This window comes from Aridibaculum aurantiacum, assembly GCF_017355875.1.
Classification (GTDB): domain Bacteria; phylum Bacteroidota; class Bacteroidia; order Chitinophagales; family Chitinophagaceae; genus Segetibacter; species Segetibacter aurantiacus.
Window position 1 is genome coordinate 1,186,782 of record NZ_JAFEWC010000001.1, and the last position, 13,202, is coordinate 1,199,983.

The 13,202-nt window shown below is 43.8% G+C and carries 14 protein-coding genes; 6 read left to right on the forward strand and 8 right to left on the reverse strand.

Going from position 1 to position 13,202, the window contains the following annotated elements:
- Positions 1 to 3: 3 nt before the first annotated feature.
- From gatC to J4N22_RS04825, 3 genes are read left to right on the forward strand one after another with little or no spacing between them, the layout of a single operon-like run.
- Positions 4 to 294, forward strand: coding sequence for an Asp-tRNA(Asn)/Glu-tRNA(Gln) amidotransferase subunit GatC (gatC, locus tag J4N22_RS04815; protein WP_207492566.1), 291 nt, complete (start codon positions 4 to 6; stop codon positions 292 to 294).
- Positions 295 to 326: 32 nt separating this feature from the next.
- Positions 327 to 1,046 (forward strand): ABC transporter ATP-binding protein, encoded by a 720-nt coding sequence (locus J4N22_RS04820; RefSeq protein WP_207492567.1) that lies wholly within the window; start codon positions 327 to 329, stop codon positions 1,044 to 1,046.
- Between the two features lie 52 nt (positions 1,047 to 1,098).
- Entirely contained in the window at positions 1,099 to 1,662 is a 564-nt protein-coding gene (locus J4N22_RS04825) for a cob(I)yrinic acid a,c-diamide adenosyltransferase (protein WP_207492568.1), read from the forward strand.
- Positions 1,663 to 1,796: 134 nt separating this feature from the next.
- On the opposite strand, the gene J4N22_RS04830 is transcribed toward J4N22_RS04825, so the two are convergent.
- On the reverse strand, positions 1,797 to 2,453 hold the full coding sequence (locus tag J4N22_RS04830) for an ABC transporter ATP-binding protein (protein WP_207492569.1): 657 nt from the start codon (positions 2,451 to 2,453) through the stop codon (positions 1,797 to 1,799).
- 163 nt (positions 2,454 to 2,616) lie between these two features.
- On the opposite strand from J4N22_RS04830, the gene J4N22_RS04835 reads away from it, so the two are divergent.
- Positions 2,617 to 2,838 carry a DUF2795 domain-containing protein gene (locus tag J4N22_RS04835; protein ID WP_018611350.1) on the forward strand — a complete coding sequence of 74 codons (222 nt, stop codon included), beginning with the start codon at positions 2,617 to 2,619 and terminating at the stop codon, positions 2,836 to 2,838.
- 73 nt (positions 2,839 to 2,911) lie between these two features.
- On the opposite strand, the gene J4N22_RS04840 is transcribed toward J4N22_RS04835, so the two are convergent.
- The 4 genes from J4N22_RS04840 to recN form a co-directional block, all read right to left on the reverse strand.
- Complete coding sequence (locus tag J4N22_RS04840) at positions 2,912 to 3,169, reverse strand: SemiSWEET family sugar transporter (RefSeq protein WP_207492570.1); 258 nt, start codon at positions 3,167 to 3,169, stop codon at positions 2,912 to 2,914.
- Between the two features lie 211 nt (positions 3,170 to 3,380).
- Positions 3,381 to 4,196 (reverse strand): enoyl-ACP reductase FabI, encoded by an 816-nt coding sequence (locus tag J4N22_RS04845; RefSeq protein WP_207492571.1) that lies wholly within the window; start codon positions 4,194 to 4,196, stop codon positions 3,381 to 3,383.
- Between the two features lie 54 nt (positions 4,197 to 4,250).
- Positions 4,251 to 4,466: a hypothetical protein gene (locus J4N22_RS04850; protein WP_207492572.1), complete on the reverse strand. Its 216-nt coding sequence runs from the start codon at positions 4,464 to 4,466 to the stop codon at positions 4,251 to 4,253.
- Positions 4,467 to 4,548: 82 nt separating this feature from the next.
- Positions 4,549 to 6,204, reverse strand: coding sequence for a DNA repair protein RecN (gene recN / locus J4N22_RS04855; RefSeq protein ID WP_207492573.1), 1,656 nt, complete (start codon positions 6,202 to 6,204; stop codon positions 4,549 to 4,551).
- Between the two features lie 305 nt (positions 6,205 to 6,509).
- Between recN and J4N22_RS04860 the strand changes: the two genes are divergently transcribed.
- The gene (locus J4N22_RS04860) at positions 6,510 to 7,088 is read left to right on the forward strand and encodes a YceI family protein (protein WP_207492574.1); all 579 of its coding nucleotides are present in this window, start codon (positions 6,510 to 6,512) and stop codon (positions 7,086 to 7,088) included.
- Between the two features lie 95 nt (positions 7,089 to 7,183).
- On the opposite strand, the gene J4N22_RS04865 is transcribed toward J4N22_RS04860, so the two are convergent.
- A complete protein-coding gene (locus J4N22_RS04865; RefSeq protein WP_207492575.1) occupies positions 7,184 to 10,654 on the reverse strand; it encodes a S8 family peptidase in 3,471 nt (1,156 codons plus the stop codon).
- A gap of 250 nt (positions 10,655 to 10,904) precedes the next feature.
- Positions 10,905 to 11,345, reverse strand: a complete 441-nt coding sequence (locus J4N22_RS04870; protein WP_207492576.1) for a hypothetical protein — start codon at positions 11,343 to 11,345, stop codon at positions 10,905 to 10,907.
- A 232-nt stretch (positions 11,346 to 11,577) separates the two neighbouring features.
- Here J4N22_RS04870 and J4N22_RS04875 point away from each other — a divergent pair, with 232 nt between their 5' ends.
- Positions 11,578 to 12,909: a DEAD/DEAH box helicase gene (locus J4N22_RS04875; RefSeq protein WP_207492577.1), complete on the forward strand. Its 1,332-nt coding sequence runs from the start codon at positions 11,578 to 11,580 to the stop codon at positions 12,907 to 12,909.
- Between the two features lie 79 nt (positions 12,910 to 12,988).
- On the opposite strand, the gene J4N22_RS04880 is transcribed toward J4N22_RS04875, so the two are convergent.
- Positions 12,989 to 13,198, reverse strand: coding sequence for a VF530 family protein (locus J4N22_RS04880; protein ID WP_207492578.1), 210 nt, complete (start codon positions 13,196 to 13,198; stop codon positions 12,989 to 12,991).
- Positions 13,199 to 13,202 lie beyond the last annotated feature (4 nt).

Here is a 13,202-nt window from a genome sequence, read left to right on the forward strand (position 1 = left end):
AGTATGGAAGTAACAAACGAACTGGTAGATCACCTGGCACATCTTTCCAGGCTTACCATTCAACCACATGAAAAGGAAGCTGTGAGAACAGACCTTGAAAAAATGATCTCGTTCATAGAAAAGCTGCAGGAGGTGGATACCACTGGTGTAGAACCGCTGATGTTTATGAGCGATGAGGTAAATGTGCTGCGCGATGATGAGGTGAAAGGTTCCGTACCCAGGGAAGTTGCCATGCTTAATGCGCCTACTACTGATGGCGTTTTCTTCAAGGTTCCTAAAGTGATAAAGAAGTAGACGACAAAAATCCTCCAAAACCTACCCTAGCTATGACCATTCCTGCCAATTCTGTTATTCACCTGGAAAAAATTCAAAAAAGTTACTTCATGGGCAACCAGGCTATACCTGTTCTTAAGGGTATAGACCTTGATATTTTTCGCAATGAATACGTGGCTTTGATGGGGCCTTCTGGTTCGGGTAAGAGTACGCTGATGAATATACTGGGATGCCTTGATAGCCCTACCAGTGGCAGCTATATACTCAACAGCAAAGATGTAAGCAAGATGGCTGATAATGATCTTGCTGCTATCAGGAACAAAGAGATCGGATTTATTTTCCAGCAATTCAACCTGCTGCCGCGGCTAACTGCAGCAGAGAATGTAGCGCTTCCACTGGTTTATGCTGGTGTAGGTAAAAAAGAAAGATTGGAAAGAGCAAGAGAGGTACTGGCTAAGGTTGGACTGGCAGAAAGAAGTCATCATAAGCCGAATGAACTAAGTGGCGGACAAATACAACGTGTAGCCATTGCCCGTGCATTGGTAAATAATCCTTCTATTATACTGGCTGATGAACCTACAGGTAACCTTGATTCCAAAACATCTGCAGAGGTGATGGACATATTTGGAAAAATACAGGCAGCAGGAAATACGGTAGTGCTGGTAACACACGAAGAAGACATAGCAGCTTATGCTAAGCGAGTAGTAAGGCTTCGCGATGGTATAATAGAAAGTGATACAATAACAGCGGGAAGAGTAGCTGAATTCAGCTAAACCTTCATAATCTGCGCCAGCAGCGAAGAAAAAACATCAACACCTTCTTACAATGGCATTCAAGATATATACAAAGACAGGCGATAAAGGAAAGACCTCACTGATAGGAGGAACGAAAGTAGCAAAGAGTCATATACGCATAGAAAGCTACGGCACAATTGATGAACTGAATTCGTTCATTGGTTTGCTGCGCGATCAACTGCAGGATGAGGAGATAAAAGTTTTCCTGAAAGAGGTGCAGGACAGGTTGTTTACCATTGGTTCGTCACTGGCTTGCGATCCTGATAAAGAGCCGCTGATGAAAATACCAGACCTGAAGGAAGAAGATATAAAGGTGCTGGAAGCAGCTATTGATGCTATGAATGAAGAGCTGCCGGTGATGAAGAATTTTATACTTCCTGGTGGTCATGCTGCTGTATCCACTGCGCATATATGCCGCTGTGTATGCAGGCGCGCTGAAAGAATATGCGTGAGTATGCAAGAACATGAAATATTTGTAGAGCCGCTTGTAATTAAATACCTGAACCGCCTGAGCGACCACCTGTTTGTGCTGGCGCGTTACATCGGCCACAAGCTAGGAGTGGAGGAAGTGGCGTGGAAACCAAGAACAGCTTAATTTGAAAATTTGGGAATTTGAAAGTGTGCAAATTTCCTTTTTTGGCTATTTGATTGATCACTGGACGAATCGAAAATAACTGGTGCGCTTCTCCCCATTTTCAAATCTTCAAATTGCCTCATTTTCAAATTACCTCATTCCCCCACAATCTTCCCATCCTTCATATGTATCACACGATCGCTGATTTGAGCGAGCTCTTCGTTGTGTGTAACTATCAGAAAAGTTTGGTTGAACTGGGTGCGCAGGTGAAGGAACAGTTCGTGTAGTTCGCGGGCATTGGTACTGTCGAGGTTACCGGTTGGTTCATCTGCAAAAACAATTTCAGGATTATTGATGAGTGCACGGGCTACCGCTACCCGTTGTTGTTCTCCTCCACTTAGTTGTTGTGGCTTGTTATCCAGCCTGTGGCCAAGATTAAGCGTTTTGAGCAGTTGCACGGCGCGATCCGAAACTTCTTTCTTTTTGCGGCCTGCTATCCAGCCAGGGATGCAAACATTTTCCAGTGCATTAAACTCGGGAAGTAGGTGGTGAAACTGGAAGACGAAACCAATATGCGTGTTGCGAAACTTGGCAAGTTGCCTGCCTCGTAGTGTATCAATTCTTTTGTTGTTAAGTGAGATCTCTCCGCCATCGGCGGTATCCAATGTACCCAAAATATGAAGTAGCGTACTCTTACCTGCACCTGAAGAACCGGCTATACTTACGATCTCGCCTTTGGTTATTTCCAGGTCTACACCTTTCAATACCTGTAGGTCTCCATAACTTTTATGAATATTGCGGCAGGTAAGCATTCAGTTGCAATTAATGATTGTACAATAATGAGTTGCAAACCTACATCACTGCTATGTAAGCCTGCGATTTTTATAAAAAATTATATAACTAGCCGTTCCAAAAACGATGATTTGGTTATATCGTTTATACCCCTACATTTGCAAAAATTAAAAAACAGCGAAGATGTTTTGGACACTTGAATTAGCCAGTTATCTAGAAGAGGCCCCTTGGCCAGCAACAAAAGACGAGCTGATCGATTACTCTATCAGATCAGGGGCGCCAATTGAAGTGGTTGAAAACCTGCAGGAACTTGATGACGAAGGTGAAGTGTATGAAAGCATAGAAGACATCTGGCCTGACTATCCTAGCCAGGACGACTTTATGTTCAACGAGGACGAGTACTAAAAGTAATAAGCTATAAATGAACAGCCATCTTGTGTAAGCAAGATGGCTGTTTTGTTTATGAGCAAAGTTGAGGCTATTGCTTGAAGCTGAATTTGAAATAAACCAGTATCAACGCCATGAGCAACACCATACTATTGGCCACCATTACCGGTCCGCTGTTGATACCAATGCCATAGATAAGCCAGAGTGTAGCACTGGTAATGACGATGAGCATCATCCACATGCTAAGGTCGCCAACGCTTTTGGTCTTCCATGCTTTGTATACCTGCGGAATAAAGGTGATGGATGTGAGAAAGGAGCCGATGTATCCAAAGTAGTCGTACCAAATCATAGGTAAGCCGAATGAAAAATGTAAAATGTAAAATGTAAAACGAAAGCCGCCAGTGTTGCTGCTTGATGTGATACAGCACAAGTGTGCGACGCAACAGGAGCTAAATCTTTATTCAACCTGCTGGTAGCATAACCACTTCCAGAACTATAAAAAAATGAAAAATGTAAACCTGCTCAATTGAACATTTTACATTTTTCATTTTGCATTAGAACTATTTCTCCATCTGCTCTATCACTTCAGCGGTTACACCTGTGAAGCTAAAGCCGCCATCGTGGAAGAGGTTCTGCATGGTGACAAAACGTGTAAGATCGCTGAATAATGCCACACAATAGTTGGCGCAATCCAATGCATCGGCATTGCCCAGCGGGCTCATCTTTTCTGCGAACGATATAAAGCCATCGAAGCCTTTAACGCCGCTGCCGGCAGTAGTGCGGGTTGGCGACTGGCTAACAGTATTGATGCGCACTTTGTTTTTTACACCATAGTGGTACCCAAAACTGCGGGTGATGCTTTCAAGCAAAGCTTTGGCATCGGCCATTTCGTTGTAATCAGGAAACACACGCTGTGCAGCTATATAAGTAAGCGCAACTACACTTCCCCATTCGCTGATAGCATCCAGTTCGTAAGCTGTCTGCAACACACGGTGCAGGCTCAATGCAGAAATATCAAGCGTCTTGTGCTGGAAGTCGTGGTTGAGCTTGGTATAATGAAATCCTTTGCGAATGTTGAGGCTCATGCCCACGCTGTGAAGAATAAAATCAACCTTTCCACTAAAGTGCTCCATTGATTTTTCAAACAGGTTCTTCAGGTCGTCCATGTTGGTAACATCGGCGCCAATAACAGGAGCGTTACCACATTCTTCAGCCAGTTTATTTATTTCGCCCATGCGCAATGCGATGGGTGCGTTTGTAAGTACTATCTGTGCTCCTTCAGCATAACATTGTTGAGCGGTTTTCCAGGCAATAGACTGATCGTTCAATGCACCAAATATGATCCCTTTCTTTCCCTTCAATAGATTGTAAGCCATAACAATTGGTTTTGTTTTTTGGTAAGAATGGCGGTAAAAATAGAAATTAGGAAGCTAACCCCGAAAAAAGAAACTGAAGTACAGCCACATGGATAATGCATGCATGAGGTAAGCCGTAGCTATCACGCCAAAGAAGTACAACAGCAGGTTGCCAAATGTCCTGTTGGCATATGCTCTTGCCTTTAGTTTGTTGTGAACAAAATACACCGGTACTGCCACCAGTATCAAATAAATCAATACCAGCCATTGCCAATGCGGAACGTTTTTCATTGGTAGCAACTTGAGAGTTGGCAGAAGGTAGAAGCGTAGCCTGTTATCATCTTAGTGAAATTTATAACCTGCAGCGTCCAAGTTAATTCATCACCATTTCGCGTGCATTTTCCAATGCTGCTGCGGTTGGTTTTTCACCGCTTAGCATTTGGGCTATAGCTGTGATGCGCTCATCCTGCGTTAGCTGTTTTATGTTGGTAGTGATGCTGTCGTTCTTTATTTGCTTGTAAACAAAGAAGTGCGCATTGGCCTTGCCGGCTATCTGCGGCTGGTGTGTGATGCAAATTACCTGGCGGGCAGTGGCAAGTTCTTTCATAATTACTCCTACCTGTTTTGCTGCTTCCCCGGATATACCTGTGTCTATTTCATCGAAAATGAGCGTAGGAAGATCCATTGACTCTGCAACCAGTGATTTGATGCATAGCATCAGGCGGCTAAGTTCTCCACCGCTGGCCACTTTGCGTATCGGTTCAAAACGATTGCTCTTGTTGGCATCAAACAGGAATTCTATAGCATCGGCACCAAAGGCATGCAGTGCTGAAGGTGCTATTTGCACCTTTAGTCTAGCATTGGGCATACCTACCTGCGCCAGTAAGCGATTAACATTTTCTTCAAAAGACGGAGTTTGCTCCTGCCTGCGCTGCGAAAGGTTTTCTGCCAGCGTTGTACATGACTGGTGCAGTGTCTCTACCTGTTGTTGTTTTTCCAGTATGGTGTCATCAATATTAAGGACAGCCTGGAGTTTGCTGCTTATCTCGTCTCTTATCTCAATGAGTTGCTTTGTGGTTTGTACACCATGCTTCTTCAGCAGTTTATAACCTGCAGACAAACGATCATTCACCTGGTCTACCCGCTCCTGGTCAAAGTTGATGTGGTCATTTACACCATCTAATTCATCGGCTATATCCTGCAGTTCTAGCTGGGCGCTGTACAATCTTTCTACAATAGCAGGTAAAGCAGGATGATAGTCAGCATAACCAACCAGCTGGTTTGCCAGTTGTTTTAGTTGTGGTATAATAGGTTGTTCGCTTTCCTTTAGCTCGAAGAAAACCTTGGTGAGCGAAGTCTTGATGCCTTCTGCATTTTCCAGCAGCTTCAATTCGTTTTCCAGGTCTTCCAGCTCATTGTCTGCCAGCTGTAGTTGGTCCAGCTCATTGAAGATGAATTGGTGATAATCTGCTTCCTTTTGAAAGCTATCCTTTTCTGCCTGCAATTTCCTCAGCTCGGCTAGTTGTTGCTGCCACTTGCGATATGCATGCTGGTACTCACCTAGCAGGTCGTTATTAGCGGCAAGAGCATCTAACACCTCGCGTTGAAAATCACTGTCGCCTATTTCTAACGTGTCGAACTGCTGGTGCAGGTCTACCAGCAGCGATGCCAGCTCTTTTAGTTGCTGCAAAGTGGCAGGTGTATCGTTTATAAATGCTCTCGATTTTCCATTCACTGCTATCTCTCTCCTGATCACCAGTTCAGCTTCATTATCCAGCTCGTTCTCCTCTATGAATTGCTTCACTGCCGACTTGCCGTCTACAGTAAAAAATCCTTCGACCACGCATTTCTTTTCCCGGTTCTGCAGCACAGAACTGTCAGCTCTTTCACCCAGTATAAGGCTCAGTGCGCCCATCAAAATACTCTTTCCAGCGCCTGTTTCACCGGTTATAATGCTCAGGCTGCCGGGAAAGAAGATCTCCAGCGAATCGATTATTGCGTAGTTGTGTATATCCAGCTTGCGTAGCATGGCGTAAAGATAATTGTGGCGAAGAAACTGTAAGTAGAATTATATGCACAGGCTCTTTCACGTGCTGCTTTGGAAAGATAGCGGGAAGCAATGCATGTTGATTTTCATATTCCTGCTTCTGCAGAACAACCTATCTATAAAAGAAGAACAGATTTTAAGGAATTAATATTTCACCGGTAGCTGCATGAGTTACACCCGGTTATCATGCTTAAAAGAAGGTTTCTTTTCAGAAGCTGCACTAGCTGGTTGTGCGCCTGCTGTTCAAACATTAATAACCAGTATATTGCTGCCCAAACCTAAAACACATGAAAATAGCTTTAGCGCTAGTCGCAGTATCTTTTGCCGGGTTGGCATTCAAGTATTCATCTACAGCTGTGCAAATGAATGTAGAAACAAATGCAAGTAAAGTAGAATGGGCAGCCACTAAAAAGACCGGTTACCACCAGGGAATTATGAAAGTAAAAAGTGGTAATGTACAGGTAGAAGGTGGTAAACTGGTAGGAGGTAAATTCGTTATTGATGTTACTTCTATTAATGCTACTGATTTTGAAAACCCTGTTGAGAACAACTTTGTAAAGCACCTGAAGAGCAAAGATTTTCTTGAAACAGAAACATACCCTGAGGCAACTTTCGAGATAACTAAAGTTGATTACAAAGACGAGAAAAACGTGGTGCTGAACGGAACTTTCACCATGAAGAACGTTTCTCTACCTCTGTCATTTCCTGCTACTATCAACAATGCAGATGAAAAGCGTTTCTTCGGTTTTGCACACTTTACATTCGATCGCACTTTGTGGAATGTAATGTACGACACCAACCGCGCCAGCAAAGATGTAAACATTGGTGTTTATCTTTTTGCAGTGCCAGCTGAAGCAGCTAAATAAATCTCTATAGAAGTTTCTAACACTTCTTCATCTTTTCCTACAAAAGCAAAAGCCACTCCTGAAAAGAAGTGGCTTTTGCTTTTGTAGGTGTTTTGTTACCTGATTACGATCTTCCCTGTGGTTACCTGGTTTTGCTCATCTACAATATTGTAGAAGTACATACCTGGAGTATTGATAGGTAGTTGTATACTTTGCGCACCAGTAGTCAGTATAGCCTGGTGCAAACGTCTTCCTGCTGCATCAGTTATATAAAGAGTTCCTGTTGCACCAGCAAAGTTTACCTGTACATTCTGTCCCGGATGAATAATGGTAGGGTACAGGGTGCTGGTGATAGCTTTTCCTATTTGCAGTAAAATGACATGTGTGTAATGGATCTTACCTGTTGCATCTGTCATTTTTATACGATAGAAATTCTTACCAGCAAGTGGAGTAGCGTCTATGTGATCGAAAGGCTGTGAGCAACGAGCCTGCGATGCACGGATTGTTCCAATAGAATGGAAAACCGTTCCGTTACCACTTCTTTCAACTTCGAAAGTGGCAGCAGTGTTGGCACAATTAACCTTCCAGTTCAATTCGTTCACACTGCCATTGCTTATGCCCCTGAAATGCTCTATAACTATTGGAAGCGTGGTCTCATCAGTCATTACTATAAAGCCACTGAAGCCAACTACATCAAAAGTCACTTCCCAACGATTTGCCTGTGTATTCCAGATGATGTTGCCATCTGCAGGATCTATCATTGTTGGTGTGCCGGTGTAGGAGTGAGGTGTGCCGCTTCCGTCGTTGCTGGTGCCCGGGAACTGCATTACACGCAGGTTCGCTTTTCCTGCATCGTCTGTCGGACCAGTAGGCAGGTTCAGGTCGCTGCCCGGGTGATTGTTGAAAGCATCAAACTCTGCCTGGGTAAAAAACAAAGTCACTCTTCCGGTAGCTGTAGATGTATTCGTTACAGGAGTGATCTCGTAATGGCGCTGCACATATGGTTCATTGTTGTACAGTTGTACAGTTGGTTGTTTCCATACTTTACTGGTTACCACGCCGCTTACAGGGTTCAACCCGTTTGGTTCAATTTGCACAATAGCTTCACAAACATTATTCAGGAACAGGTTGCTGGTATTGATATTCCTGATGTCTGTTGAATTGTTTTGTGCAATAGGTCCTGACACCTGTACATTGTGATAGACCACTGACCGGATCTTGTAATCTACACCTGGATTGGTCCATGTAGTGTTGTCGGTAGAGGTAAGGCTCCTGTTGTCCAACGCAATGCTTTCTCTGCGCAAACTCCACGCTGCAGTACTGCTTGGGCTGCGCGACAGCACCACGAAGTAATCAACACCATTGGTTACAGAAACATCAAGATGGCTAACATCAATATAGTTATACGTATAGCGTGCTGCCAAAACAGAGTCTATGATCATAGAACCTAATACGGCGCCTGGTACACCAGCATTGTTGTCTCTTATTTCTAATAATAAACTGGTGGAGGTAAGAGAGGTATGGAACAGCACACCGCCCAGTTTGCCTGTCATATCAGGTGTAAAACGAACAGCTACACGGTGATTGCTAAGGGTCATGCCTGATTCTTCGCTATTGCGTGTAGATGCATCGTATTGCAACATCTTTCGTTGTGCAGGTAAACAATTGAACATAGCAGATGCTGCCTTATAAACATCCAGTTTCCCATGACCCCATGTAGGATTTGGTGTTGGACCTACCAATTCTGTCATTGCATCTTTTGTTGCCGTAGAAGTGAGCAGTGTTTTGATCTGCGCAGCTGTTGCATTAGGATTTGCTTGAAGCAGAAGAGCGGCCGAACCAGCTACACCCGGTGCCGCCATACTCGTACCATTTATACTACGGTACAATCCGGTAACAGCGGTGCTGGATGCACTTGCTGACATATCAGATGATAGTGCTGAAACCACCATTTGTCCTACAGCTGCAATTTCAGGTTTTAGTACTCCATCTCTCCTGGGGCCACGTGCACTAAATGGTGATATACTGTCCATTCTTACTGTTGATAGAAATTGGCCGCTGTTGTTCGGTTGTGAGTACCATGAGTTTCTGCCGATATAAGAAGCAACTGTTATAGCGGTTGCTGCATTACCGGGAGAACCTACCAGCAATTCGTTGTCACCGTTCTGAAGGGTAGTGCCGCTAAAGGATGAACTTCTGTAATTTAACCAGCCATCCAGCACTACTGCAGTGGCAGAGGTATTGGTTACTTCTAATGTCCACGTGCCTTGTGGATTGGTAGTGTTTGAACCAGTACGTGTGATGTAGAAATTGACATAGCGAAGTCCATTGAGACTGTATATCTGGTTGGTAACACGCATATTAAAAGAACCACCTAATACAGGTTCTACTTTGGCATCTCCGGGATTTGCAACCGTCGTTTCACCAGATGGTGCAGTGCCTGTAGCAACAAGATCACCTGTAGTATTAGAAAAGAGAGAGAACTGGAAAACATCTGTTCCGGCTGTGCCACTTGGTACATTTATCACAATGGTGCCCGAAGCGCCTGGCTCCAGGTTTAGCCGGCGGTGGATATTACTTCCATTATCATTTCCTGCAGAAATAACTACAACACGACCAGGTGCTGCTGTGGTAAAATTATCTACAGCAACTTCATATGCGCGGGTACCATCATGAGCACCTGTTTGTCCACCTATACTCCAGTTTACCACAATAGGTCTTCCTAAAGTATTGGATAGATTTTGCGCATAGGTCAGCCCGTCTATCATCCTGCTTTCGTTAAAAGAACTCTCACCACCCTTTATAACAATGATGTCAGACTCTGGTGCCATACCAGCATATTTTCTTGATGGCAGTGCAGCGCCATTGCCAGCAGCTGTACCTGCTACGTGAGTGCCGTGGCCGTTAGTATCTTTCTGGCGAACAACGCCAGTAGGCGTCCCATCTATTTCATCATTTATCTGCGTTTGAGTGTACTCTACGCCATAGCTAAATCCTGTAGGTGGCGCCTCACCAGTTTGTGCAGTGAGCGTTTGATCCCAGATGCGCAAGATCCTGCTCTTGGTGGTATCATCAGCATGCCTGAAGTCAAGGTGCTTCCAATCTACGCCAGTATCGTAAATGGCCACCAGCACATTGCGGCCTTTGTACGTGGTGTTGTTTAGCCTGCCATTGTGCAGCAAAGATGCTCCTGCCTGTCCTACAGAAACATCATTGGCCAGGAATTCAACTTGTGGCGCTGCTACAAAATCAACTTCTTTCATTTGTGCCAGCTGTTCTACCTGGTCTATAGTAGCCCATGCAGTAACAAATTTTGGTAGTACCGAATTAATGACAATACCAGTTTCTCTCAAAGCAGCTGCATCCTTGGTATAAACAATAACCTCGTACCTTTTCTCCAGCCGGCCTGTTTCTGTAAATCCTTCTGTTGGTTCCAAAACATAGATGCCGGAGAATTTCTGTTCTGCTTTTGAAGGATCTGCTTTTACCTCGCTGAAACGCTGCTTCAAAATAGGATCGATCTTCTGCCCGGGAAGCAGGTTCTGCGCATAGCTGCCGGAGAAGATGAATAACGTAATCAACAGCATCAAGCACCTGCTTTTAAAAACTCGCAGACGCGTCTTGTGTTGATTTTCTAATAAACCTCTTAAAGACATTGTGGGCCAAAGTGTAAATTTTCTCATGAGCGTTTCTTTTGAGTGTTACAAATATGTTTCTTAAGAAAGGGCCTGAGGTTGATCAAGAGGAATGGAAGATCGGAAGTCAATTGGATGATAAAGTGAAGTAGTGTAAAGTTTTTAATTCATGCCATGTTGGTTGGTTAGTGAATAAATTTTTCTAGTGTAATTGATCAGTTCCCGGTGCATCTACATAAGTTACATCAGGCATGGCAGCCATCAGCTTTACCTGGTCAAGAGTTGCTACTGCGGTTACAAAGGTTGGAAGTACAGAATTCACTGTAATTCCTTTTGCACGTATGGCAGCAGGATTTTTGGTATAAACGATCACATCATATTTCGTTTCTTCTTTACTGGTGCTTGCCATTTTCTTTTGCTTCTTTGCCCGCCTTTTGCCGCACTTCTTTTTTTCGTCTTTTGGCTGCTGTTCAGTAATTAAAGTCCTAAAATAAGGTGCTAGTTTTTCCATTTGTATGTCCTGGGCCGTAGCTCGCAGTTGTATAAAAAATAATGCTGCTACAATAACCAATGATCGTTTGAATATAGCAAAGGCAGGGGCTTTTTTCCATTTCCACAGAGCCGGTAGCATCGTCGTTTGCATATCAATGGATTGATGTGAAAGAAGATCATGAAATTAGGGAAAAATATGTGGAGAAGGAAAGAAGGAGACTTTAGTGCAGCTGGTTTATATAATAGAAAGCCCGATGTTGTTAAGCCTCAGTAGGATAGGAAAATCATGAATTGGATTCAGTTGAGCCTGTAGCTCAATTACCTCCTGTTATTTTGATTTCACTCAAGTAGAACGGTGCTACCTTTGCCAATCATTTACAGATATGACCTTCAAAGATTTTAAGATAAATAAGCAACTGGTAAACGCCCTTGACGACCTTGGATACACAACACCTACCACTATTCAGCAAAAGGTTTTTTCGGTGGTGATGAGTGGCGCAGACGTTTGTGGTATTGCGCAAACGGGTACAGGTAAAACATTGGCTTATTTGCTTCCGCTGCTAAACCAGTGGAAATTTTCTAAAGAAAAGAACCCGCAGGTGCTGGTACTGGTGCCTACCAGAGAACTGGTAGCACAAGTGGTAGAAACGGTGAAAAAGCTGGCAACCTATATGTCAGTAGAGGCAATAGGTGTATACGGTGGCACCAATATAAATACTCAAAAGCTGGAGCTGCAAAATGGCGTGGATGTGCTGGTGGCAACACCCGGTAGGTTGTTTGACCTGGCAATGGCCGGTGCATTCAAAGTGAAGAGCATCAAAAAACTGGTTATAGACGAAGTGGACGAGATGCTGAACCTTGGCTTTCGCTCACAGCTGAAAAACATCCTGGAACTGCTTCCGGATAACAGGCAGAACCTTTTATTTTCTGCCACACTTATAGAAGAAGTGGAGGAATTGATGAATGAATATTTTGATACACCTACACGCATAGAAGCTGCACCCGCAGGTACGCCTGTAGAGAACATAGTTCAGCAGGCATACGAGGTGCCTAACTTCAATACCAAAGTAAACCTGCTGAAGTTATTGTTGCAGGAAGATGAGACGATGACAAAGGTGCTGGTATTTGCTGCATCGCGCAAGCAGGCCGATGACCTGTTTGAGCAGTTGGAAAGTACATTTCCTGAACAGGCTGGTGTTATACATTCTAATAAGGAACAGAACCATCGTTTCAACACGGTGAGGCAGTTCAAGGATGGATCGTATCGTTTTATTATAGCTACTGATATTGTAGCGCGTGGTATAGATGTAGCCGAAGTAACGCACGTAATCAATTTTGATGTACCACCTGTGCCTGAAAATTACATACATCGCATTGGCCGTACAGGTCGTGCTGATAAGCAGGGTATAGCTATTAGTTTTATAGCTGAAAAAGAACAGGAAGCCCGTAAGGCAATAGAAGAATTGATGGGTGTAGAAATTCCTGTATTACCGTTGCCGCCGCACCTTGAGATTTCTTCAGTGCTTACCGAAGATGAGATACCTAAGGTGCACATGAAGGAGATACAGGTGAAACTGCCAAAGCGGGAGGAGCGCGGTGCATCGTTTCATGAAAAGTCGGCTAAGAACAGCAAGACCAATAAAAAAGTTACCCGCCGCGACCAAATGAAAAAGAAGTATGGTAAACCAATAACCAAGAGAGGGAAGAGGCGGTAGTGGTTGTTGATAGATAGGTTGGGAAGTTGATAAATTAATAAGTTAATAGGTTGAGAAGTTGGTTGGTTAATTACGTAAACTACTTCAGGGTGCTGATGTAGAGGTCTTCAATTTTCTTGCGTGCCCACGGAGTTTTGCGTAAAAAAGTTAGGCTTGATTTTATGCTTGGATTGTTTTTGAAGCAATTGATGTTGATGTAGGTTGAAAGCTTTTCCCAGCCAAAACGATCAACCAGGTATGTGAGGATCATTTCCAGCGTTTTGCCATGTAGCGGATCATTATTTGTCATATAT